Origin of the sequence: Prevotella sp. E13-17, assembly GCF_022024035.1 — a bacterium.
Lineage (GTDB): Bacteria > Bacteroidota > Bacteroidia > Bacteroidales > Bacteroidaceae > Prevotella.
In genome coordinates this window covers 1,375,668-1,401,191 of the sequence record NZ_CP091787.1, presented here as the reverse complement: position 1 = coordinate 1,401,191, position 25,524 = coordinate 1,375,668, and the positions used below count along the sequence as shown (strand labels likewise).

14 protein-coding genes are annotated in these 25,524 nt (G+C 45.0%); 7 read left to right on the top strand and 7 right to left on the bottom strand.

Going from position 1 to position 25,524, the window contains the following annotated elements; translation table 11 throughout:
- A complete protein-coding gene (locus L6472_RS05250; protein ID WP_237807589.1) occupies positions 1 to 1,143 on the bottom strand; it encodes an NADH:ubiquinone reductase (Na(+)-transporting) subunit B in 1,143 nt (380 codons plus the stop codon).
- Positions 1,144 to 1,149: 6 nt separating this feature from the next.
- Positions 1,150 to 2,514 carry a Na(+)-translocating NADH-quinone reductase subunit A gene (locus tag L6472_RS05245; RefSeq protein WP_237807588.1) on the bottom strand — a complete coding sequence of 455 codons (1,365 nt, stop codon included), beginning with the start codon at positions 2,512 to 2,514 and terminating at the stop codon, positions 1,150 to 1,152.
- 290 nt (positions 2,515 to 2,804) lie between these two features.
- On the opposite strand from L6472_RS05245, the gene L6472_RS05240 reads away from it, so the two are divergent.
- Positions 2,805 to 7,064, top strand: coding sequence for a translocation/assembly module TamB domain-containing protein (locus tag L6472_RS05240; protein ID WP_237807586.1), 4,260 nt, complete (start codon positions 2,805 to 2,807; stop codon positions 7,062 to 7,064).
- A 739-nt stretch (positions 7,065 to 7,803) separates the two neighbouring features.
- Complete coding sequence (locus L6472_RS05235) at positions 7,804 to 8,406, top strand: response regulator transcription factor (protein ID WP_237807584.1); 603 nt, start codon at positions 7,804 to 7,806, stop codon at positions 8,404 to 8,406.
- Here L6472_RS05235 and L6472_RS05230 read toward each other — a convergent pair.
- Positions 8,403 to 9,749: a right-handed parallel beta-helix repeat-containing protein gene (locus tag L6472_RS05230; RefSeq protein WP_237807582.1), complete on the bottom strand. Its 1,347-nt coding sequence runs from the start codon at positions 9,747 to 9,749 to the stop codon at positions 8,403 to 8,405. The genes L6472_RS05235 and L6472_RS05230 overlap by 4 nt on opposite strands.
- A gap of 39 nt (positions 9,750 to 9,788) precedes the next feature.
- The gene (locus L6472_RS05225) at positions 9,789 to 10,349 is read right to left on the bottom strand and encodes an NADH peroxidase (RefSeq protein WP_237807581.1); all 561 of its coding nucleotides are present in this window, start codon (positions 10,347 to 10,349) and stop codon (positions 9,789 to 9,791) included.
- Positions 10,350 to 10,520: 171 nt separating this feature from the next.
- On the opposite strand from L6472_RS05225, the gene htpG reads away from it, so the two are divergent.
- The 5 genes from htpG (at position 10,521) to L6472_RS05200 (ending at position 20,113) form a co-directional block, all read left to right on the top strand.
- Complete coding sequence (gene htpG, locus L6472_RS05220) at positions 10,521 to 12,575, top strand: molecular chaperone HtpG (RefSeq protein ID WP_237807580.1); 2,055 nt, start codon at positions 10,521 to 10,523, stop codon at positions 12,573 to 12,575.
- A 258-nt stretch (positions 12,576 to 12,833) separates the two neighbouring features.
- A complete protein-coding gene (yidC, locus tag L6472_RS05215) occupies positions 12,834 to 14,714 on the top strand; it encodes a membrane protein insertase YidC (RefSeq protein ID WP_237807579.1) in 1,881 nt (626 codons plus the stop codon).
- Positions 14,715 to 14,740: 26 nt separating this feature from the next.
- On the top strand, positions 14,741 to 16,204 hold the full coding sequence (locus L6472_RS05210) for a DUF1846 domain-containing protein (protein ID WP_237807578.1): 1,464 nt from the start codon (positions 14,741 to 14,743) through the stop codon (positions 16,202 to 16,204).
- A gap of 36 nt (positions 16,205 to 16,240) precedes the next feature.
- Positions 16,241 to 18,478, top strand: coding sequence for an alpha/beta fold hydrolase (locus tag L6472_RS05205; protein ID WP_370640887.1), 2,238 nt, complete (start codon positions 16,241 to 16,243; stop codon positions 18,476 to 18,478).
- Between the two features lie 12 nt (positions 18,479 to 18,490).
- Positions 18,491 to 20,113 (top strand): MFS transporter, encoded by a 1,623-nt coding sequence (locus L6472_RS05200; protein ID WP_237807577.1) that lies wholly within the window; start codon positions 18,491 to 18,493, stop codon positions 20,111 to 20,113.
- Positions 20,114 to 20,235: 122 nt separating this feature from the next.
- Here the strand turns inward: L6472_RS05200 and scpA are convergent, their stop codons facing one another.
- The 3 genes from scpA to L6472_RS05185 all read right to left on the bottom strand — a co-directional run bounded on the left by scpA (position 20,236) and on the right by L6472_RS05185 (position 25,460).
- Positions 20,236 to 22,401 carry a methylmalonyl-CoA mutase gene (scpA, locus tag L6472_RS05195; protein ID WP_237807576.1) on the bottom strand — a complete coding sequence of 722 codons (2,166 nt, stop codon included), beginning with the start codon at positions 22,399 to 22,401 and terminating at the stop codon, positions 20,236 to 20,238.
- A gap of 19 nt (positions 22,402 to 22,420) precedes the next feature.
- Positions 22,421 to 24,286 carry a methylmalonyl-CoA mutase small subunit gene (mutA, locus tag L6472_RS05190; protein WP_237807575.1) on the bottom strand — a complete coding sequence of 622 codons (1,866 nt, stop codon included), beginning with the start codon at positions 24,284 to 24,286 and terminating at the stop codon, positions 22,421 to 22,423.
- 91 nt (positions 24,287 to 24,377) lie between these two features.
- A complete protein-coding gene (locus tag L6472_RS05185; RefSeq protein WP_237807574.1) occupies positions 24,378 to 25,460 on the bottom strand; it encodes a hypothetical protein in 1,083 nt (360 codons plus the stop codon).
- Positions 25,461 to 25,524 lie beyond the last annotated feature (64 nt).

Below are 25,524 nucleotides of genomic sequence, written 5' to 3'. Positions count from 1 at the left end.
TCATTTATTACCTCCTCTCTTCAAACGTTTCGTAATATTGCGGTCAACTACGAAGTAGTCAATCGTAGGAGCAAACATGTTCATCAGCAGGATAGCCAACATCATGCCCTCGGGGAAGCCTGGATTCATGACACGCACCACAATGGCTACGACACCAATTAGGAAACCATAGATCCACTTACCACACTCCGTTCGGCATGAAGTAACAGGATCGGTAGCCATGAATACGGCACCGAAGCAGAAACCACCCAGTGCGATATGCTCATACCAATGAATAGGAGTCATCTCAAGATTCTCAAACAGCAAGCCAGTAAGGATACCACCTGCAAATACACTGAGCATGGTCTTCCAAGAAGCGATGCCTGTGAAAAGTAAGATAACCGCACCAATGGCAATAGCAATAACGCTGGTCTCACCTATTGAGCCTGGAATCAGGCCCGTTACTGCATCCATATTGAAAGCATAGCTATCCAGATGTGAAAGAGGTGTGGCTCCAGAGAAGCCGTCAGGCACCTGACCACCAAAACCCAAAATTGGGCTATTTGCAATCCATGCCTGATCACCAGTCATCTTCTGAGGATAGGCAAAGAACAGGAAGGCACGTGCCATCAAGGCTGGGTTGAAGATATTCATACCTGTTCCGCCAAAGATTTCCTTACCGATAACAACGGCAAAGGCAACGGCAATGGCCAGCATCCAGAGTGGCAGGTTGACAGGTACAATCAGTGGAATCAAAATACCACTCACTAAAAAACCTTCCTGAATTTCCTCACCCTTCCACTGTGCCCAAGCAAACTCGATGCCCAGACCTACAATATAAGATACAAGGATTTTAGGAAGAACAGCCAAGAAGCCAAAAATGAACATATCCATGAAGGAAGCATCCAATCCTGAAGCTATGGCATTCTGATAACCTACATTATACATACCGAACAGCATAGCAGGCATCAGGGCGATAACTACCATACTCATAATACGCTTCGAGTCGATGGCATCATGGATGTGAACGCCCTTCGTCGATGTGGTATTGGGCACATAGAGAAAGGTCTCGAAACCATCGAACAGACTACGGAAAGCGTGCAGCTTGCCGCCCTCTTCGAAGTTCGGCTTAATCTTATTCAAGTAATTTCTTATTGCTTTCATCGTCTATTATGCGTTTTCTTTTCGTAAATTATTCAATCCTTCGCGAACGATGCGCTGAAGTTCAAGCTTCGATGAGTCAACAAACTCTGCAAGTGCAAAGTCCTCAGGGGCAACCTCGTAGATACCCAACTGCTCCATCTTGTCAATGTCGCCGGCAATGATAGCCTTGATGAGGTATTCGCCATAGATATCCATAGGCAGCACCTTGTCATACTCGCCACTCATGATCATGTGTCGCTCGCCACCCTTAACTCGGGCATCCAGAGCGTATTCCTTCTTACCAAACAACCAAGAGAAATAGCTGTGGTTTACTGAGAACTGGCTGAAACGGGGCATAATCCATCCCAGCATTTCATCGTTGTCATCACCCTCGGGAATAACAGTAATCTCTGAAGTATGAGCACCAAGGTATCCATCTTTAGACGTCTGACGTCCTGTCAGAACATTACCATTGATTATACGTACAGAATGACTATTGTCGTAACTATTGCTGAGCAATGTTGACAACTCCTCTCCTACCTTCATATCAACATAACAGGGATTGGTAACTTCGCTGCCGCAAAGAGCAACAGTACGAGTAAAATCAACCTTGCCAGTATTAAAAAGACGGCCAATAAAGAGCACGACGGTAGGATCGCCAATGGTCCAAACCACCTCTCCCTTGTTTACTGGGTTAAGGTGATTAACCTGAACACCGACATTTCCGGCAGGACACTTTCCGTCAAACACCGTTACTTCGACATCTTTTTCTACATGCAACTCCTGCAACTTTGCATGAAAATCGGGCTGGATACCAATACCTAAATAGGTCTTGGCGATTTTAGACAAGGCCTGCAAACCTGTTGCGAAGTCCTGTTCCTGACCTTTCACCTCAAAATCAAAGCGGCCTGCTAAAGGCTTGTCGCGAAGTGCAGAAACAAAGATGGCCTTCGGCATTACTGAGGGGTTAGTGGAAATTGCATAAGGAAGCTGGTTTATGTATCCAAAGATACCAGCCTCGAGTAGAGCGTCAACGACGGATTTGCCATCCATCTTCGACACGTCTTTCTTGCCAAAATCCACATACTGTTGTTGAGCATCGGCCTCTACTTTCACACAGAGCACCTTGCGACGTTCACCACGTTCCACAGCAGTAACTTTACCACTGACAGGCGAGGCAAAACGGACTTCGGGATAGAGCTTGTTTACAAACAAAGCATCCCCGGCCTTGACAACATCTCCTTCACGGACAATCACTTTGGGCGTAACGCCCTCAAAATCGTCGGGTACCAAAGCATACTTTCCGTTCGACTTGAGGTCTAATTTCGTTTCCTTCGCTTTCCCTTGAAGATGAATGTCTAAGCCTTTGCGTAGCTTAATAACATTTGCCATATATAATCAATGAGAATTAATTAAAGTCTATTCTTTTTAGCGTGTGCAAAATTAATAAAATTTAGTAATATGGAAAACAAATAATCACCGAAAAATATGGGAATGAAAACTTTTTATCGTAATTTTGCAACTGAAAAAAGAAGAAAGCGAAACTTTTGCTATCTCGGTATATCAGTTTGAAGCGACTTAAACATATAACGAACTGGACAATATGGAGCATTGTGGTGCTCTATATTTCTCTTATGGTTCTCATTCAAATACCCACTATTCAGAAAGGTATTGGAAGGAGAATGACTACTTTTATTGAGAACAAAATAGGTTCAGAAGTTTCTATTGGCCGCATTGATTTAGGCTATCTCACACGCATCATCATTGATGACGTCGTGATTAAAGACCAACAAGGAAAGGAGATGATTAAAGCAGGGCGCCTGTCTGTCAAACTGAGCCCTATCTCTTTACTAAAAGGAACGATTCTTATATCTTCCGCTCAACTATTCAATGTCAATGCCGACTTTTATCAGAAAGACTCTTTGACAGCCCCCAACTATCAATTCGTCATCGACTCTCTTTCTTCAAAAGACGACAGTTCTCAATCTAAACTCGACCTAATCATCAAGTCACTGATAGTTAGAAGATCGAGTCTAAAATACAACCGCCTAGACAAAGTTGATACCCCAGGACTCCTAAATCCAAATCATTTATATATCAATGATGTAAGCGCGCATATTATGGTGAAGAGTTTCTCTAAAGACTCTATTAACGTCAACCTGAAGCGTTTGGCATTTAACGAGTATTCTGGACTTATGGCAAACAGGATTTCTGCAATCTACGAGGCCAACAACCATCATGCCACCATCCGTAATTTTCGTATGGAACTGCCCAACACATGCATTCTGGCACCATCATGGACCATTAACTATGATGGCAAAGGCCTGAAGAATCTGCAAGGATTGTTCAGCCATTCGTATATCACACCGTCTGACTTAGCTTGTATCAACGAAAAGCTCAAATCATTTAACGAAAGAATAGACATTGAAACCTCCATAAAGGGGGATGCACACCACATTTCCTTTCTAAATACAAAAATCTTCATACCTGAAAAAATGAATTTAGAAGGAAGTGGAAATATTGACTGGCAGAACAAGCAACTTGCATGGCAGACACGAATCACCGACCTACACGTTGCCAACTCACTCGTCAAAAAACTACACGATAACTTCAAACAAGTACCAGAATTGCTGGTACGTCTGAATAACATTGATGCATCGGGCGAGGCAAGACAATCCCCAAATGGACTTTTCGAATCAAACGCCATCATCAGAACAGGCATCGGACAAGCTACCGTCAAAGCCACGATTACACCAAACAAAAACATTACATCTACCATACAAACAGACAGTTTAGATCTCGGAAAACTTTTAAACAACAAACGTTTAGGACTTACGTCTTCAAACATCAACATTGCTGGCACCACCACACTGGCTAAAATTAAGGCAGAGGTGTCAAGATTCGACTACAACGATTATAGATACCACAACATTGACATCAATGGTACATACAGCAAGTCACAAATAACAGGAGACATCCTTATCAATGACCAGAACTTACAATTAAACCTCAATGGCACTTGGAACAGAACTGCAAAATCCAACTATAAACTAAATGGAGTCATCGCTAAGTTCTCGCCCAAAGCGCTAAACATATCCAATCAATGGGGAGACGTTTCTTTTTCCTCATCCATTGATGCCAACTTTTGGGCAAGTAATCCTAACAACGCAGAAGGAGCTATTGACTTCACAAGCTTCAAAATGGCTACAAATGATTCTTTAGCAAAAAGAATATATAGCATTGACAACCTGAATATTAAATCTGGATACGAAGAAGACAGGACCCATTATCTCAATTTAAAGGGAGACATGGGTGAAGTATTATTAAAAGGACACTTTGATTGGCAAACATTACCGCAAAGCGTCATTAATTTCATAGCATCAAAAATTCCCACGCTGCCTGGTCTTCCCCAGTCTAACGAGCAAGTCAACAACGACTTCGAACTTGAAATTGACTTAGTGGAAACCGAGTGGCTGGAAAAGCTTCTTGGCATAAATATAACGATAGACAAGCCTACACACCTACAAGCTAAGCTGAACGATCTTTCCAAAGAATTAGACATCTACGGTCAATTTCCCTCTTTCACCTATAACAACGCACCATACCAAGATGGTTATATCCATATCACGACAGAGCAAGACACTGCATTCTGCGATTTAGAGCTCACCAAAATAATGGACAAAGGACGCCGCACACGTTTATCTCTTTCCACAAAAGCATCGGATAATTACCTGACAAATTCACTAACTTGGGACAATAGCACGAGTTGGAGCAACGACCACACACAAGCAATGTATGGTACTATCAACACCATCACCCAACTATACACTAACGAAGCAGGAAAAGCCGAAGCTCAAGTACGCATTCTTCCATCCTTGATGCACCTAAGAGGGACCGACTGGAATCTTGAACCATGCGATATTTTATATTCAGATAGTCATCTAATTATTGACCACTTTAATATATCACACGGAGAACAGCATCTCAACATTGACGGTGTTGCATCAAATAATCCCACAGATACAATCACCCTGGACTTAAACAAGATGGATGTTGAATACATTCTTGACTTGGTTAATTTCCATTCAGTTGATTTCGCTGGCAAAGCCTCCGGAAAGATTTGCGCGAATAACATTTTTGGTGACTTCGGAGCAAAGGCGAACTTAGAAGTAGAAAACTTCACGTTCCAAGGCGGACGTATGGGAACGCTCTTTGCAAATGCAAAATGGAACAAGCTGAAGCAACAAATAGACATCGATGCTTTAAGCATAGAGAATCCACTATCCAGAACAAGAATCAACGGTCATGTGTCGCCTGTACACAACAACATTGACCTTAAAATAAATGCAGAAGGCACCAACCTTGATTTTTGCAAATCATTCACGTCCAGCTTCTTGAAAGATATATCTGGACAAGGACACGGATTTGTAGAAGTGGTAGGCCCCTTTGGAGACATGAACCTGTTAGGAGATGTTGCTGTTGACGGAAAAGTGTCTGTAGCTGCTTTAGGAACGACCTATAGCATAGAAGGCGACACCGTTCATTTGGTTGAAAACGACATATTATTCAAAGATTTTAGAATCTACGACAGAAATCACCATGCAGGAAGATTAACAGGTGGCGTTCATCATGACCACATCTCAAACTTCACGTTTGATTTTGACATCGAAGCAGACAATCTATTGGCATATGACTTCCCGACATACGAAGATGGTAGTACGATGTGCGGAACCGTCTATGCAGATGGAAAAATTGATCTACACGGACAAAATAATGACATCATCATTAATTGTAATGTCACCCCCACCCGAGGTTCAATCTTCAGTTATAATGCAGCAAACCCCGATGCCATCAATCAACAGAACTTCATAACATGGTCTTCAAGAAACAAAGACCTGACAGACGATTTTGTTGAAATACAACAAGGCCCTGCAAACCCAAATAGCCAATCGAACATCTACATCAACTTCCTCATCAATGCGACTCCCGATGCAACCCTCAAACTCCTCATGGATCAGAACACGGGAGACAACATTTCATTAAGAGGTAATGGTATTCTAAGGGCACAATTCTACAACAAAGGTGCTTTCACTATGTTTGGAACCTACGGTGTTGAAGAAGGCACCTATGGTATTACCATACAGAACATCATCAAGAAGACATTTAATTTCCAACCAAACGGAACCATTAGTTTCAGAGGAGACCCATTCGATGCAAGTCTTAACCTGCAGGCACTCTACACTGTGAATGGTGTTTCATTATCAGACTTAAACATCGGCAATTCATTTTCAAACACAGTGAAAGTGAACTGTCTTATGAATATTACAGGAACCGCAGGGACTCCTCGCATAGATTTCGACTTAGATATGCCCAATGTCAATAGCGAGGAGAAGCAAATGATTCGTTCGGTGATTACCAGTGAACAGGAAATGAATCAGCAGGTACTTTATCTCTTAGGTATAGGCCGTTTCTATACACAAGGAGCCAATAATGCAGAGCAACAGCAGTATGGACAAACACAGCTTGCTATGCAAAGCTTCCTGTCTGGCACAGTATCGACACAGATAAACCAACTTTTATCTCAAGTTATAAACTCAAACGACTGGAACTTTGGAGCCAATATCTCAACAGGTAACGAAGGTTGGAACAATGCAGAATATGAAGGACTGATAAGTGGTAAAATGCTCAACAACCGCCTACTCATTAATGGACAGTTTGGCTATCGAGACAATGCCAAACAAACGACGCCCTCATTTATTGGCGACTTCAGTTTGCGCTATTTATTGTATCCCAACGGCAACTTAGCGCTCAAGGTTTACAACCAAACAAACGACAGATACTTCACCCGTTCATCTCTGAACACCCAGGGCATCGGCCTTATCATGAAGAAAGACTTCAATGGCATTCGCGACTTATTTCGTTTTAACAAGTCAAAGAAATAAGAAGAAGGATCAATCATTATTGGATGTCTGGCAGGCTTCTGTGCAGACAGGCTGATGAAAGGTGGCATATCAATCATGCAGCGCAAATCTAATATTTCCAGAGTCTGGAGAGGGCCGTTTTGAAGTCTAAAAGCACGTATTCTAAAGTCTTGAAGAGGCATTTCTGAAGTCTAAAACCGAAGCTATCATTTCTGGCCTAGCCCCTGGATGCTCTACATCCAGCCCTTAGAACAACCGCATCCAGGGGCTAAAACGACTCGTTCCAGGGGCTGGATGCGCCACATCTAGGGGCTGGACGGACATCAAAAGTAAAGCTATGACAACGCAAAAGCGAAACTATAACAAGACGAAAGCAGAACTATGACAGCGCGAAACCGTTCCTATCCCGACCAAGAACAACCCCACCACGACCCTCCAGAGGGAGGGATCACTAAAAGAAATAAGAGGAAACCTTCACAGGTTTCCTCTTTTGTTACCTTTGCATACTAAGAATCGATGCAAATGGTTTTGGAAGAAGATTGCCTGTCTCACGACTCACAATCTTCAAAATTAACCTTAATAATCTAATACCATGAAAAACACGTTGCAAATATATACATTTTTATAATAGCCTCCAACTTTTTAGCACCTGGCTAATAGCTTATTTAATATTATTTAATATTTATGTCACATTTTTATATTATTTCAAGACCACATTCTTGCTATAAATAAAAAAATGTAGTACCTTTGCAAACGAATTATGGAATCACGCAAAGAACGTCCTCATATTGCAATCGTAGATTCGAACACGTTAGCTGTTTTAGGTCTGAAACAGCTTCTACAGAATGTTTTGCCAATTCTGGCAATTGACACCTACAATTCAATGTCAGAACTGACAGCTAACAACCATGAAAGATATGCGCACTACTTTGTATCGATGAATATTGTACTTGAGCATCTTGACTTTTTTAGGGAATATAAGAAAAAAACGATTGTATTAACGATGTCAAGAGAAGACAGCAATCAGCTTAAGGAATTTCACTCTATGTGTATTAATGTGCCTGAACCAGAATTGGTACGCTCCCTGCTTATGCTCGAACAACACGGTCATGATCATGGAAGAAACCTGCCAGAAATGCCTGAGGTTCTTAGAAAAAACATTCTTTCCACACGAGAGATAGAAGTTATTTCCCTGATTGTGCAAGGTTATATCAACAAGGAAATAGCCGAAAAACTACACATTGGACTAGCTACTGTTGTCACCCACAGAAAAAACATCATGGACAAGCTTGGACTAAAAAGTGTTTCCGCCCTAACCATCTATGCCGTCATGCATGGCTATGTGGACATCAACAAAATCTAATAGCATCCCATTCCGTGCGCTGTAGAAAGAGAATCTAAGTGAAAATCATAGTTTAGGTTTTCTTCGTCAATCAATACAAAGTGTTGTTTCCCTTGAATAGAATCCTTTGGACTCTCCCATTTTATATTCACAAAGGTTTGTTGCAAGGTGTCTTTTACCTCTGGTGTGCGAAGTAGAGAGTTCTCGAAGTAGAAGCTGTATGCCACTGTCGAGTCCTTTGATTCGCCCATTACCACATCCTCGTCATAGCCCGTAACGATTGAATTTCTCATTTGCAAACCGACAAGTGGATAACTATAATCCCTATAATAATTGGAAAAACGGAGAGCTGCACCCCTGCCACCGACAAAAGGATAGAATTGTCCCACCGTACAAGAGTCCATCAAAACCAATCCACCATGAACAGAGAAGCAATCTCCCTGGGCATTTGTGAACTGGCATTTCAAGAACTCGGCATAAGCATTAAAAAGTTCTACCCCATGTCCTTTACTATTATGAACGATCGTTCGTTCCATAAAGAGCCTGCGATTATATTCACTATATGCTGCAGAGTCGCACACCAAACCATTGATAGAATTACGAATCTGCGAGTTAACGATTACGTTATCTTTTGACGAGGCATGCAATCGTATTCCATTCCACAGTCCGCTGACTCTATCATACGGAAGATAGTCGAACATATGATCCAAACGATCACCGCGGAACACGACATGATCAGCGAGCATAGTCCCATAGACCTCCACCCCTGCGCCATCATGAAAATAAAGAGTTGTATTTTTAATTGTCAAGACGGCAGCACTATCAACCAACAAGCGCCCATAAATAACGATTGGCTTACTGCTTTCTATCAACGTATCAGACTTGATGATTAAGTCTTTTTTAATATCAGCATCCCACGAAACAGCTCGTAGGTTGACCTTTTGAATCACATCGCTTTCCAACGTGAAAAGAATATCATCTTCCAACAATTGAGGGGTATTTGATTTATTTTCAGGGGCCGTTAACTCTACAAACACGCGAATGCTATCTCCCCTACGCACTTCTAAATCGGTCACCACAGACCCCAGAGAATTATCCAGATAGCTACCATCAACATTCACGCGAAAGCCAGACTGATTGCCATTTCGCAGCCTGACGCTCTTCAGGCGTATGCCCTTTTGATTGGTGTTATAGACCCAAAAGTCATACATTCTTGAACCCACGGATGTAAACACCGTATCTACCTTTACGCTATCTGTTGAAAAGTTCAGCAATGCTGTTTGACTCGTAGTAAACAAGTCATCCTCTGAGCAGGCTACGACTGCCGATAGTATGATAAAAAATAAAATAATCCGTTTCATCATATATAGACAAAACGGATTATTCCTTATTTTATTATATATCTACTTGCTAAAGTAGCGCTTTAGCAAACCGGAGAAGCCTGCACCATGTCGAGCTTCATCCTTTGCCATCTCATGCACGGTGTCGTGAATAGCATCGAAGCCCATCGCCTTGGCCTGCTTAGCAAGCTCAAACTTATCGGCGCAAGCACCTTCTTCAGCAGCTGCACGTTTCTCTAGGTTTGTCTTGGTATCAAATACTACTTCGCCCAACAGTTCTGCAAAACGACTTGCATGATCTGCCTCTTCAAAGGCATAACGCTTAAAGGCTTCTGCTATTTCGGGATAGCCCTCTCGGTCGGCTTGGCGAGCCATGGCCAGATACATACCGACCTCTCCGCATTCGCCGTTATAGTTATTGCGCAACTCATTGATCATTTCTTCGGGCACGCCCTCAATCTTTCCATCTCCCAAACGATGAACTGTGGCATAAGTAACTTCCCCAGCCTGCTCTTTTAACTCAGAGAACTTTGATGCTGGCGCCTTACAAATAGGACACTTCTCGGGTGCTGACTCGCCTTCATAGATATATCCGCAGACAGCACATATAAATTTTTTCTTCATAAAGTATAAAATTAGTTTGTTAGTACTTAAATCTCTGTTGCAAAGATAAACATTATAATCAAAATCGCAAAACAAAATACTGTTTTTTCTTTCTTTTTTTTATTTAGTCCATATTCGTTTTTTTGGCACGGTATTTGCAACGGTTTAAGTAAACGTTAATTTAATTATATCATGCAAAAAGGTAATATCGGGGTTACAACAGAGAACATTTTCCCCGTCATCAAAAAGTTTCTCTACAGCGATCAGGAAATCTTTCTTCGCGAGATGGTCAGCAATGCCGTCGATGCTACCCAGAAGCTAAAAACTCTGGCAGAGAAGGGCGAATACAAAGAAGAACTTGGCGATCTGACAGTACGTGTGAACCTTGACACCGAGAAAGGAACCATCACCATCAGCGATCATGGTATAGGAATGACAGAAGAGGAGATTGATAAGTACATCAATCAGATTGCTTTCTCTGGCGTCACCGAGTTCCTTGAGAAGTATAAGGATAATGCCAACAATATTATTGGTCACTTTGGACTAGGCTTCTACTCTTCATTCATGGTGTCTAAGAAAGTAGAAATTATCACAAAATCATGGAAAGAAGGCTCTAAAGCTGTAAAATGGAGCTGCGATGGTAGCCCCGCCTACGAGATAGACGATGCCGATCGCAGTGAACATGGTTCCGACATCATTCTCTATATTGACGACGACAACAAGGATTTCCTGGAGAAGAACAAGCTGGAAGGATTGTTAAACAAATACTGCAAATTCCTGCCCATACCTATTGCCTTTGGAAAGAAGAGCGAATGGAAAGACGGCAAACAGGTTGAAACAGACGAGGACAACATCATCAATAGCGTTGAGCCCCTGTGGACGAAGACTCCATCCACACTGAAGGACGAGGATTACAAATCATTCTATCGTACACTCTATCCCATGCATGACGAGCCCTTGTTCTGGATTCATCTGAATGTTGACTATCCATTCAACCTGACAGGTATCCTTTACTTCCCCAAGATTAAGAACAGTCTGGAACTTCAGAAGAACAAGATTCAGCTCTACTGCAACCAAGTGTTTGTGACAGACCAAGTCGATGGTATCGTTCCCGAGTTCCTCACCTTGCTTCACGGTGTTATTGACTCGCCAGACATTCCCCTTAACGTGAGCCGTTCTTATCTTCAGAGCGACCGCGAGGTGAAGAAGATCTCCACCTATATCACCAAAAAGGTTTCTGACAGACTGAAAGCTATCTTCAACGAAGACCGCAAGGCCTTTGAGGAGAAATGGGATAACCTTAAGATATTCATCAACTATGGCATTCTTACCGAAGAGAACTTCTACGACCGTGCCAAGGATTTCTCTTTGTTGAAAGATACAGAAGGTAAGTATTACACCTTCGACGAGTACAAAACGCTGATTGAGACATCACAGAAAGACAAAGACGGCAACCTGATTTATCTGTATGCCACCAACCTCAACGAGCAGTATTCATACATCAAGGCTGCACAGGACAAGGGCTATTCTGTCCTCCTGCTCGACGGTCAACTTGACGTGCCCTGCATACAAACTTTGGAACAGAAGTTCGAGAAGAGCCGCTTCACACGTGTTGATGCTGACACCGTTGACCACCTGATACAGAAAGACGACACGTCAAAATGCACACTTGCAGACAACGAACGTGACAATTTGACAGCCGTATTCCAGTCGCAGATGCCAAAACTAGAAAAGGCAGAGTTTCTCGTAGAGGTCAACAGCTTGGGCGAAGATCAACGCCCCGTCATTATCACTCAAAACGAGTGGATGCGACGCATGAAGGAAATGAGCCGTTATCAGAGCGGCATGAGTTTCTACGGTCAGATGCCCGACTCATTCAATCTCGTACTGAACTGCGACCATCGTCTCATCAAAGAAGTGCTCAACGAGGCACAATCAGCACTCTCTGGCGAACTCAACCCCATCGAAAGTGAGTTGAAAGGACAGGAAGCTCGTCTGGCTGCACTCAACCAAAAGACTGAGAAGAAGAAACCTGAGGAAATCACTCAGGAAGAAAAAGACGACAAGACCAAGACTCAAGACACAATCGATGAACTGAAAAAGCAGAAAGAACAGCTTATCAGCAACTATGCTCAGAAGAACACGATTGTACACCAGCTTATCGATTTGGCCCTGTTGCAGAACGGCATGCTGAAAGGCGAGTCGCTCGACAAGTTCCTGAAGCGCAGCTATGAGCTGATTAAATAATTGCTATCAACTTGTAATAACATGGCTTTTGCATGACAAAGTGCCACTTTAGCATAGGAAAACAGCCACTTTCCTATGACCAAAGTGGCACTTTGCTGTTGAACAGCATCAATGCGGAGATGTTATAGCCCATAACATGCTCCGCATTTTATATGTTATAATCTCCAAAAAAGTAATTGATTAGATGATAGATATCAAAAAAAAGTTGTAAATTTGCACCTTGTTTTATAATAGATAATCACATTACATTAAATAAAAATGAACAAAAACACTCTTACGGGATTTGCCCTTATTGCGGTTTTATTAGTCTTGTTTAACTGGTGGTCGCAACCCACTCAAGAAGAGATAGATGCCTATCAGAGACAGCAAGACAGCATTGCACAAATAGAGGCAAATGCAGAACGACAGAAAGAAGAAGCACTTAGAACTGCCCAAACGGAAGCAGCAGAGACCGCTATCGATAGCGCAGCCCTGTTCTATAATGCCCTGAATGGCAAGAACGAAGTAGTCACACTCAGCAATGACAAGGTGGTGCTGAGCTTCAACACCAAGGGAGGTGCTCTGGCAAGTGCTAAGATCTTGAACTTTGAAGATCGCGACAACAACCCCGACGTGACGCTCTTTACCAACGAAGGACAGCAGATGAACTTCATCATCGACGGTAAGGAAGACAACATCATCACGAAAAACCTGTATTTCACCGCACATCAAGAAGGTGACCACAAGCTGGTGATGACAGCAGAGACCAACGATGGCGGACAATTGCAGATCAACTACGAGCTGGGACCTGACTACATGCTCCACATGTCGCTACAGGCGCTGAACATGAGCAAGCACTTTAGCTCGACATTGAAAGACATGACCATCCAATGGCAAGACTCTTGCCGCCAGCAAGAGGCCGGCTTTATGTTTGAGAATCGCTATTCAACCCTAACCTTCAAGGAGGCAGAAGGCGACACAGACTATCTGAGCGAGACCTCTGAAGACGAGGAAACGACCGAGAAAGCACTCGACTGGGTCGCTTTCAAGAACCAGTTCTTCTCTGCTGTCCTCATTGCCAAGGACGATTTCCAAAAAGGTGCCCATCTAGCCAGCACACCCCAAGAGAAAGGTTCTGGATTCTTGAAGTATTACCAGGCAGAGCTGAAGACCAAGTTCGACCCAACAGGCAAGGAAGCCTCAGAATTTGAGATGTATATCGGTCCCAATGATTTCCGCCTGATACAGAGTGTTGAAGAGCAAAGCAAATTCGACAAAGACCTTGACCTCGAGCAGCTTGTATATCTGGGATGGCCCCTTTTCCGAATCATCAACCGCTGGTTTACGCTCTATGTATTCGACTTCCTCACCCAGTTTGGATTTAACATGGGTATTGTACTTATTCTCATTACCCTTCTGCTGAAGGCCATCACCTTCCCGATGGTCAAGAAGAGTTATATGTCAAGTGCCAAGATGCGCGTGCTGAAACCAAAACTTGATGAAGCCACTAAGCAATTTGACAAGCCTGAAGACCAAATGCAAAAGCAACAGGCCATGATGCAACTATATGCACAATATGGCGTTTCACCTCTTGGTGGCTGTCTGCCCATGCTCATCCAGATGCCTATCTGGATTGCAATGTTCAACTTCGTGCCTAATGCCATCCAGCTGCGCCGCGAGTCTTTCCTCTGGATCAACGACCTGTCAACCTACGACCCCATCGTTGAATGGGGGACCCACATCTGGGGCATTGGCGACCATCTCTCGCTGACATGTATCCTTTTCTGCGTGTCCAACATTCTCTATAGCTATATGACTATGCGCCAACAGCGTGACCAAATGGTAGGCCAACAGGCTGAACAGATGAAGATGATGCAATGGATGATGTATCTCATGCCACTCATGTTCTTCTTCATGTTCAACGACTACTCTGCTGGTCTTAACTTCTACTACTTCATCTCTCTGTTCTTCTCAGCAGCCATCATGTGGACTCTGCGCAAGACAACTGACGATGCCAAGCTGTTGGCTATCCTTGAAGCACACTATAAAGAAAACAAGAACAATCCTAAGAAACAAAGCGGACTGGCGGCTCGCCTGGAAGCCATGCAGAAACAGGCCGAAGAATTGCAGCGTCAACGTCAAAACGGATATAAGAAATAAACCTTAAACACATTCACAAAATTAAAATGAAGATTGGATTTGACAACGAGAAGTATCTGAAGATACAATCAGAGCATATTCGTGAGCGAATTGCACAGTTTAACGGAAAGCTATACTTGGAGTTAGGTGGAAAACTGTTTGATGACCACCATGCATCACGCGTACTGCCAGGATTCAAGCCCGACTCAAAACTGCGCATGTTTGCTCAACTACGCGACCAACTGGAAATCGTTATTGTGGTCAGCGCAGAAGACATCGAGAAAAACAAGGTGCGTGCCGACCTTGGCATCACCTACGACGAGGATGTACTTCGTCTTCGCGAAGAGTTTATGAATCGCGACTTCATGGTAGGCTCTGTCGTTATTACTCATTACAATGGTCAGAAAGCTGCCGACCAGTTCCGCCATCGTCTCGAGCGAATGGGCATCAAATCATACGTACACTATCTTATTGATGGCTATCCTCATAATGTGGAGCTCATTGCCAGCGACAATGGTTTCGGCAAAAACGATTATGTGGAAACCTCTCGCGAACTGGTCATCGTCACAGCACCAGGACCTGGTAGCGGCAAAATGGCAGTATGCCTCTCTCAGCTATACAACGAAAACAAGCGTGGCATTCAAGCTGGCTATGCAAAGTTTGAGACATTCCCAGTGTGGAACCTTCCCCTGAAGCACCCTGTCAATATCGCCTACGAGGCTGCCACGGCCGATTTGAACGATGTCAACATGATAGACCCCTTCCATCTGGATGCTTATGATAAGATTGCAATCAACTATAATCGCGACATCGAGATATTCCCCGTGCTGAATGCCTTGTTTGAAGGTATCTATGGCGAGAACCCCTACAAGTCGCCGACCGACATGGGCGTCAACATGGTGGGCTTCTGTATCAGCGATGACGAGGTGTGTTGTCAAGCCAGTCGAGACGAAATCATACGCCGTTACTACGATGCTACCAATAAAATGGCAGATGGTATCGACAACGAACGCGAGGTTAACAAAATCCTCATGTTGTTCAACCAAGCAAAGATTAGCACTGCATACCGCCGCGTAACAGTGGCTGCCGCAGCCAAGCAGGAACTGACCGAACAGCCTGCAGCAGCAATGGAACTTGAAGATGGAACCATCATAACGGCCAAGTCAAGCCCACTTCTCGGATGTAGCGCAGCACTATTGCTGAATGCCATGAAACATCTTGCAGGCATTGGGCACGAAGTTAAGCTGATTCCTCAGAGCCTCATCGAACCCGTACAGAAAACAAAGATTGAATATTTAGGAGGCAAGAATCCACGTCTGCACACAGACGAGGTTCTCGTAGCACTCTCGGTCCTGTCGCCAGACGACGAGAATTGTCGCAAGGCACTTGAGCAACTGCCACAGCTACACGGTTGTCAGGTTCACAGCACTGTCATGCTCAGCGAGGTTGACCGAAAGATATTCAAGAAACTCGGCTGTGGCCTTACCTGCGATCCTGTTAGAAAGAAATAAATATAGTCAATATCATACGACTCAATCTAATATAGTATGAAGCATATACTAACAACAGCCGCAGCTATCATGATGATGACCGCTTGTGGCACACAGAAAGACAATGACCAAGTGAACATTCAAAAGCAGACAATCCAATTGGAAAATGACCAAATGACACCAGAGGCTCTCTGGGCCATGAGCCGCATTGGCAGCTATCAGGCTTCGCCCGATGGACAGCATATTGTATTCCAAATGGGTTACTATAGTGTGGAAGAAAACAAGAGTCATCAGGTGCTCTGGATGATGAATGCCGATGGTTCCGAACAGAAGCAACTCACCGAAGATGCTGACAATGAAACCGATGCACAGTGGCTCGACAACGAGACCGTCGCATTTATCAAAGGGGGCGAAGTCTGGAAGATGAAACTCGACGGCTCCAATCGCAAGCAGTTGTCTGAGACCGAGGGTAAAGTAGAGGGATTTATGTTCTCGCCCGACTATTCAAAGGTCATCATTCTGCAGAGCATACCCTTTAACGAAATCATCAAAGAGAAGCCTGCCGACCTGCCTAAAACAACAGGCCGCGTGGTGACTGACCTGATGTATCGTCATTGGGATCACTACGTAGAAAGCATCCAACATCCTTTTGTCTTCAGTGTGGACAACAACTTTACAATCACCAACGATGGCAAGGATATCCTTGAAGGTGAACCCTACGAGTGTCCAATGGAACCTTTCGGCGGAATGGAGCAGTTGGCATGGAGCCCCGACTCCAAGTTCATCGCCTTCACTTGTCGAACAAAGACTGGCATCGACTACAGCATATCTACCGATAGCGACATCTTCCTCTATGATGTAGAAAGTGGCAATCACGAAAAGACCATCAACCTCTGTAAAGGAGGTGAGTTTGGCGTGATACCCGATGGAGGAACTGTTGACTCACCCGACGGCATCTGCAATCCCACCAAGTCACTGAAGAATCAGTATATCAACCAGCATGCTAGCTTGAAAGACAGAAACGTGGGTTACGACATCAACCCCAAATTCTCGCCCGACGGACGCTATGTGGCTTGGCTCTCGATGAAGCGCGATGGTTATGAGAGCGATCGCAATCGCCTTTGCGTATGCGACCTCAATATAGTAGCCAAAGACCCTCACGCCAACGCCAAGACCTATGTTACTGAGTCTTTCGATTCAAGTGTTGACGATTTCTGCTGGGCTCCCGACTCGCGAACCATATATTATATAGGTGTATGGCACGCCACCGAGAATCTTTATCGCACCAACGTTCAAGGCGAAGTCTCTCAATTGAGCAAAGATTGGGCCGATTTTGGTTCGTTGCAAATGTTGAACAATCAGCAGATTCTGGCTGAGCGTCACTCATACTTAGATCCAGCCGATCTTTACGTTGTTACACCTGGTGACAGCATCAGCGACACAAAGATCGCTCAGATTACCGAAGTCAACAAGGAGATTCTTGACCAATTAGGAAAGCCTTCAGTAGAACAATACTGGGTGAAAACCACCGATGGTAAGGACATGCTCACATGGGTTATCCTGCCTCCCCATTTCGATAAGAATAAGAAGTACCCCACCCTGCTCTTCTGTGAAGGTGGCCCTCAGAGTCCTGTCTCACAGTTCTGGAGCTATCGTTGGAACTTCTTCATCATGGCTTCTCAAGGATACGTTGTCGTAGCACCTAATCGTCGCGGACTGCCGGGCTTCGGACAGGAATGGCTCGAGGAGATCAGCGGAGATTGGACAGGTCAGTGTATGAACGACTATCTGTCAGCCATCGACTTCGCTTGCGACAGTCTGTCATATGTAGATCGCGACCGTCTGGGCGCTGTTGGAGCTTCGTTTGGTGGTTTCTCTGTTTACTATCTGGCAGGCCATCACGACAAGCGCTTCAAGTGCTTCATTGCACATGATGGCGCTTTCAACCTCGAAGCAATGTACACTGAAACCGAAGAAAACTGGTTCTCTAACTGGGAGTACGATGATGCATACTGGAATAAGGATCAGACAGCTCGTGCCAAGAAAACCTACGAGAACTCTCCCCACCGCTTTGTCGATAAGTGGGACACTCCCATTTTGGTTATTCATGGTGAGAAAGACTATCGCATCAATGCCACACAGGGCATGAGTGCCTTCAATGCTGCTCGCATGCGAGGTATCGAAGCCGAGCTATTGATTTTCCCCGATGAGAACCACTGGGTTCTGAAACCACAGAATGGCATTCTATGGCAGCGCACCTACTTCGAGTGGCTGGACAAATGGTTGAAAAAATAAATTCTTAATTATATGACACAAACAATTCAAAAGACTCTCCGCGACAGCGCAGCAATGCGCTGGACCGCTTTGCTGTTGCTGGCTATGGCCATGTTCTGCAGCTACATCTTCATGGATATCCTCTCACCCATCAAGGACCTGATGCAGGAGACCCGAGGTTGGGACTCTACTGCCTTTGGAACGATGCAGGGTTCAGAGGTGTTCCTCAATGTATTTGTATTCTTCTTGATCTTCGCAGGTATTATCCTCGATAAGATGGGAGTACGTTTTACCGCAGTTCTCTCAGCCTCAGTTATGCTGGTTGGAGCTATCATTAAGTGGTATGCTGTAAGCGATGCCTTTCAGGGTAGCTCATTAGAATTGTGGTTCACCGAGAATCTAAATTACATTCCCTTGTTCGACGAACTGGGCGTATCTCCTTTCTATCAGGGGATGCCAGCATCAGCAAAGTTTGCAGCTTGTGGTTTTATGATTTTTGGTTGTGGTTGCGAAATGGCAGGCATCACTGTTAGCCGTGGTATTGTGAAGTGGTTTAAAGGTCGTGAGATGGCTTTGGCAATGGGTTCCGAGATGGCATTAGCCCGTCTTGGTGTTGCTACCTGTATGATATTCTCGCCCTTCTTTGCTAAACTGGGTGGAGAAGTTAGCGTAAGCCGTTCTGTTGCCTTTGGTGTAGTACTGCTATGCATTGCCCTCATGATGTGCATCGTTTATTTCTTCATGGATCGCAAGCTTGACAGTCAGACTGGCGAGGCCGAGGAGAAAGACGATCCTTTCAAGATCAGTGACTTAGGTCAGATTCTGAGTTCTGGAGGTTTCTGGATAGTAGCCCTTCTCTGCGTGCTTTACTATTCCGCCATTTTCCCCTTCCAGAAGTATGCTGTCAACATGCTGCAATGCAACCTTACACTGACCGAGCCTGCAAGCGATTCTTTTTGGGCATCATCAAGTGTTACCATTGTCCAATACGTTATCATGCTGGTAGTAGCAGCCGCTGGTTTTGCCTCAAACTTCCAGAAGAAGAAGGCCATGCAGTATCTGCTTTTAGGCATTTCTATTGCAGCTCTCATTACATATTGCTACATGGGCTTCATGCGTCAGTCTGCCGAAAGCATCTTTGCAGTATTCCCCCTGTTGGCTGTACTCATTACTCCCATTCTTGGATCATATGTTGACCACAAAGGCAAGGCTGCCTCTATGCTTGTTTTAGGTTCTATGCTACTTATCGCCTGCCACCTAACATTCGCTTTTGTTCTGCCTATGTTCAAGTCGTCAGCAGTTGGTGGCATCGTCATTGCTTATACAACCATTCTGGTTCTTGGTGCTTCATTCTCTTTGGTTCCTGCATCATTGTGGCCAAGTGTACCAAAACTTGTTGATGCAAAAGTTATTGGTTCGGCCTATGCCATGATTTTCTGGATTCAGAACATCGGTTTGTGGTTGTTCCCCCTGCTGATTGGTAAGGTACTTGATGCCACCAATCCTGGTGTAACAGACCCCACTCAATTTAACTACACAGCACCTCTTATCATGCTGGCTTCGCTGGGTGTAGCAGCCTTGCTCTTAGGATTCCTTTTGAAGGTCGTTGATAAGAAGAAGGGGCTGGGGCTTGAAGAACCCAATATCAAAGAGTAATTATTCCGCGTTCAATGAATCTGCAGTTCTTGATACAAACAAAGAGAGGAGCCACCCATTCACGGATGGCTCCTCTCTTTTGTTTATAACATAGCGAATTACAAAGAATCGCGAATGCCCTTTCAGTCTTTGTCAAGCAAGATTTTCATCATCTCAACAGCAGCCTTAGCTACAGAAGTGCCTGGGCCGAAAATTGCAGCCACGCCAGCCTTATAGAGGAAGTCGTAGTCTTGAGCAGGAATCACACCACCAGCGATAACCATGATATCCTCACGTCCCAACTTCTTTAATTCCTCAATAAGCTGAGGTATCAACGTTTTGTGACCGGCAGCCAATGAAGAGGCTCCTACTACATGTACGTCGTTCTCGACTGCTTCACGGGCAGCCTCTGCTGGTGTCTGGAACAATGGGCCCATATCCACATCGAAACCACAGTCGGCATAACCTGTTGCCACTACTTTTGCCCCACGGTCGTGTCCATCCTGTCCCATCTTAGCAATAAAGATACGAGGACGACGGCCTTCTTTCTCTGCGAACTCATCGGTCAGCTTACAAGCCAACTCGAAGTCGCTATCATTCTTCGATTCTGAACTATACACACCTGAAATTGTTCTAATTACCGCTTTATAACGTCCCACGATTTCCTCGCAGGCATCTGAAATCTCACCCAATGTGCAACGCAACTGGGCAGCCTTAACAGCCAGGTCGAGCAGGTTGTTCTCACTCTTGCGACCTTCGTTGAAATCACGCACACAGTCCGTAATGGCCTTGAGGGCAGCCTGACAGGCAGCCTCGTCGCGCTTTCCGCGAACCTCCTTCAGACTCTCTTCCTGCTGCTTGCGCACAGCGGTGTTATCCACCTCAAGGATATCAATAGGATCCTCATGCTCCAACCGATACTTATTGGTACCCACAATGGTCTGCACACCACTGTCGATGCGAGCCTGAGTGCGGGCTGCAGCCTCCTCAATACGCATCTTAGGCAGACCTGTCTCGATGGCCTTGGCCATACCGCCCAGTTTCTCAATCTCCTGAATGTGCTCCCAAGCCTTATGCACCAACTCATTGGTCAGCGTCTCCACATAGTAAGAACCTGCCCATGGGTCAATCTGTTTGCACACCTTGGTCTCGTTCTGAATGTAAATCTGAGTATTACGAGCAATGCGAGCAGAGAAGTCGGTAGGCAGAGCGATAGCCTCGTCAAGAGCATTGGTATGCAGCGACTGGGTGTGACCCAGCACGGCAGCCATAGCCTCAATACAGGTACGACCTACATTATTGAATGGATCCTGCTCCGTGAGCGACCAGCCTGAAGTCTGTGAGTGTGTACGCAGTGCCAGCGACTTAGGATTCTTGGCACCAAAACTCTTCACGATCTTGGCCCACAACAGACGGCCTGCACGCATCTTGGCAATCTCCATGAAGTGATTCATACCGATAGCCCAGAAGAAACTGAGACGAGGCGCAAAGGCATCTACATCAATACCAGCATTCACACCTGTACGTAGGTAGTCCATACCATCAGCCAGCGTGTAAGCCAACTCAATATCAGCAGTAGCACCAGCCTCCTGCATGTGATAGCCTGAGATAGAGATAGAATTGAACTTAGGCATCTTCTGCGAGGTGTATTCGAAGATATCTGCAATGATTTTCATCGAGAATGCAGGTGGATAGATATAGGTGTTGCGCACCATGAACTCCTTGAGGATATCGTTCTGGATGGTGCCAGCCATCTCCTCAAGTTGAGCGCCTTGCTCCAAACCTGCCACTATATAGAACGCCAGAATGGGCAGCACTGCACCGTTCATAGTCATCGACACCGACATCTTATTCAAGGGGATACCTGAGAACAGCACCTTCATGTTCTCTTCGTTACAGATACTTACACCTGCCTTACCCACATCGCCCACCACACGGGCGTTATCGGGGTCATAACCACGATGCGTCGGCAAGTCGAAGGCTACAGAAAGACCTTTCTGACCAGACGCCAAGTTACGGCGATAGAAAGCGTTAGACTCCTCAGCGGTAGAGAATCCGGCATACTGACGGATGGTCCACGGACGGAAGGGGTACATCATCGAATACGGACCACGCAGATAGGGTGGAATTCCTGCTGTGAAATCGAGGTGCTCCATGCCCTCCAGGTCCTCTTTGGTATAGACGGGGCGTACCTCTATATGCTCTGGGGTCTTCCAATTGGCCTCGATACCATTATCTTTAATCCACTTGGCACCATCTTGAGCCTTGATGCCTGCATAGATATCAATATCTTTAAACTGTTTACGCATAATTCAAGTCTCCTTTCTCCTAAATACCAAGTTTCTGATTATATTCTTTCAAAGTCTCAAGCACATTGCACTTCACGTGGATGTAGTTTTCGATGCCTGCGGCCTTCAGGTCCTCCATACAAGCAGGAGCACCAGCCACTACAAACATAGCGCGACCATTCAAATACTTGTAAGCAGGAATAGCATACTCGGCATACTCATCGTCAGAAGAACAGATCACTACGATGTCGGCTTTAGCCTCAAGTGCAGCATCAACACCCTCCTCTACGGTCTTGAACCCGAGGTTATCAATCACTTTATAGCCTGCGCATGCCAGGAAGTTGCACGAGAACTGTGCACGGGCCTGACGCATGGCCAGATTACCAATGGTCAGCATAAAGGCTGTAGGCACCTTGGTCTCCTCGGTATGGATGCGCAGATTCTCAAAGTCTGCAGCCAAGCGGGTGCTCTCTATCGTCTTGAAAGCAATCGTATCTTCACCATGATGGTGCACGCCACCACAGCCACAATGGTGCTTATAGGCCTTCTTACCCTCGCTCTTCTCTGTGAAGTTTGGGAACTGGTTGGTGCCCAGTATGAACTCCTTGCGTTTGGCAGCATCGTCATGACGCTTCACGTTGGTAGCATTAATCTCATCCTGAATAGTTCCTGCCTTAATAGCAGCAAGGAAGCCTCCCTCCTCTTCTACCTTCAGGAATATCTTCCAAGCCTCCTGAGCCAGTGCATCAGTCAGATGCTCGATATAGTAAGAACCAGCAGAGGGGTCAACAATACGGTCAAAATGACTCTCTTCCTTGATCAGCAACTGCTGATTACGAGCTATACGCTCAGAGAAGTCGGTTGCCTCCTCGTAGGGTGCGTCAAAGGGGGTTACAACCATCGAGTGGACGCTACCCAACGCAGCACTCATTGCCTCTGTCTGCGAACGCAACAAATTCACATAACTATCAAACAACGTCTGATTGTAGGTAGAAGTGGTAGCGTTTATTATCATCTTGCAAGCACAGTCACACTGAGGTTCATACTGTTTCACGATCTGAGCCCACAGCAGACGGGCAGCACGGAACTTGGCAATCTCCATGAAGTAGTTCTCGCTGACGCCCATATTGAACTTGATGCTCTTAGCGGCAGTATCTACATCCACCCCTGCATCGGTAAGTTGCTGCAGATACTCGTTACCCCAAGCCAGTGCATAGCCCAGCTCCTGAACGATATATGCACCTGCATTATTGAGTGCATCGCTATGAACTGCAACACCTCGGAAATTCGGATAGTCTTTGAGCGACTCAGCCAACTTCGGACCAAAAGCCAATACCGGTGATACATCCTTACCTTTTAGCAACATTTTCTTCATAGGGTCCCACTCTATCGACCCCACGATTTTATCCTTATCGTAGCCTTTCTGCTGCCAATATGTTTTCAAAATCTCTGCCAACTCGAGTGAATGGCGCTGACAGGTTGAAAAATTCACCTCGATGATGTCGCAGTAGATACCCTCAAGCAGCGCCTTAACTGTTTCCATCGACACAAGACGGCCAGGAATATGAAATCCCAACGAGTTAACGCCCTTGTTCAACACATCGAGTGCCTTAGCATTAGCAGCTTTCGGATCTGCAGCCTCAATGTTCTGACGCACGTACCACTCGTTAGAATCCTTCTTGTTTCCACGGACAAATGGGAATTCACCAGGTAGAGAGTTTACTGCCTTCAGGTCTTTCAAGTCTTCTCGACGGTAGAACGGCTGAACGCTGAAACCTTCATTCGTCCTCCACACGAGTCGCTTCTGGAAGTCAGCACCTTTCAGGTCCACTTCTATTTTGTCCAACCATTCTTGCGTGGTTGGAGCCGTAAACTCGGTAAAGAGTTTTTCTTTGACGTTAGACATAGTTTTATTTTAAATGTTTGTAATATTATATAAGTTTAGGTGGCAAAGATAATTAAAATATTATACTCCGCAAAAAAACTTCGTAATTATTTCATAATAATCTCAACTTCAATCCTGTTCCCTGATTTCTCATCACGCGAACCCATTCATCGTCGTGATCAGGGTTGCACAACTCACTGAGGCAAAGGGCCACATGTCCCATCGTACGTCTTAGGTTGACCTCGACACAAGGATGTAGTTTCAAGCCATCCTCACCATCGTTGACAATCATCATGTCAATCCCCAATGGTCCCTCATAGTCGGTTGCCAAAAGCTGTTCCAACGCAATGATGGCCTTTTCCTTGATTTCGTGCAAGTATGCTTCTGCCACATAGCGACAGATCATCTGTTCCTTGGCTTTCTCCGTGGCAAGGATATTACCAGTATAGGCGCCATTAGATGTGTCAAACAGCGAAAGGCCGCAATAGGAGACCTTACCTGCTCTGCATTCAAATTCCATGGCAAAATCTTTCACCTTATTATAATAAGGCTCTGCCATCACACTGCCTTGATGCTTCAACACATTGTTTAGCCATCCTTCCTGATTGACATTCCAGGCTATGTCCTTAAAGAATCTAACCCCTCTCCCACTACTACTCCATGGTGCCTTTACTACCACCGTGCCACGCGATTGTTGCCAGCTTCTCAACGATTCACTGTCAAAAAACTCATGCGCCTCGCCCAACGTTCCTTCTGTTTGCATCAGGGGCAGCATTTGGGCTGTGATCCGGCGATGCGACAATTGTCTTACATTCTCAACATCACTGATGGAGGGAAGTATTGTTCCCGAAATTCCATTCTTTACCAACATAGTCCTGACGGCCAAATCCCACCCCCAGGGTTCTGCCCTACACACTTCTGTCAATGAGGCCAGCTCACGTTTCGTCACGAAATGCGCACTGGGCAGATTGTTGTTTCTCAAGCCCATACGCTTTACATAGGTGCGAAACATCTGGAAGTTCTTTTCTGCCTCGTGCACATCGTCCACCAAAACAACATCATCAGCACTGGCCCATAATGCGGGCAGATAGCCCAATTCATAGCGCAGTTGTCTGCCTGCATGGGGCGAAGTAAAATTCTCAAGATTGGCAGCAAGGGCAATATCGTGTTCTGGATTAAATATATGTAGTGTCATCTCTTATTATTTTTTTGCCTACAAAGATACTAAAAAATCACTAATAAGTTTGCTTAATTCAGAA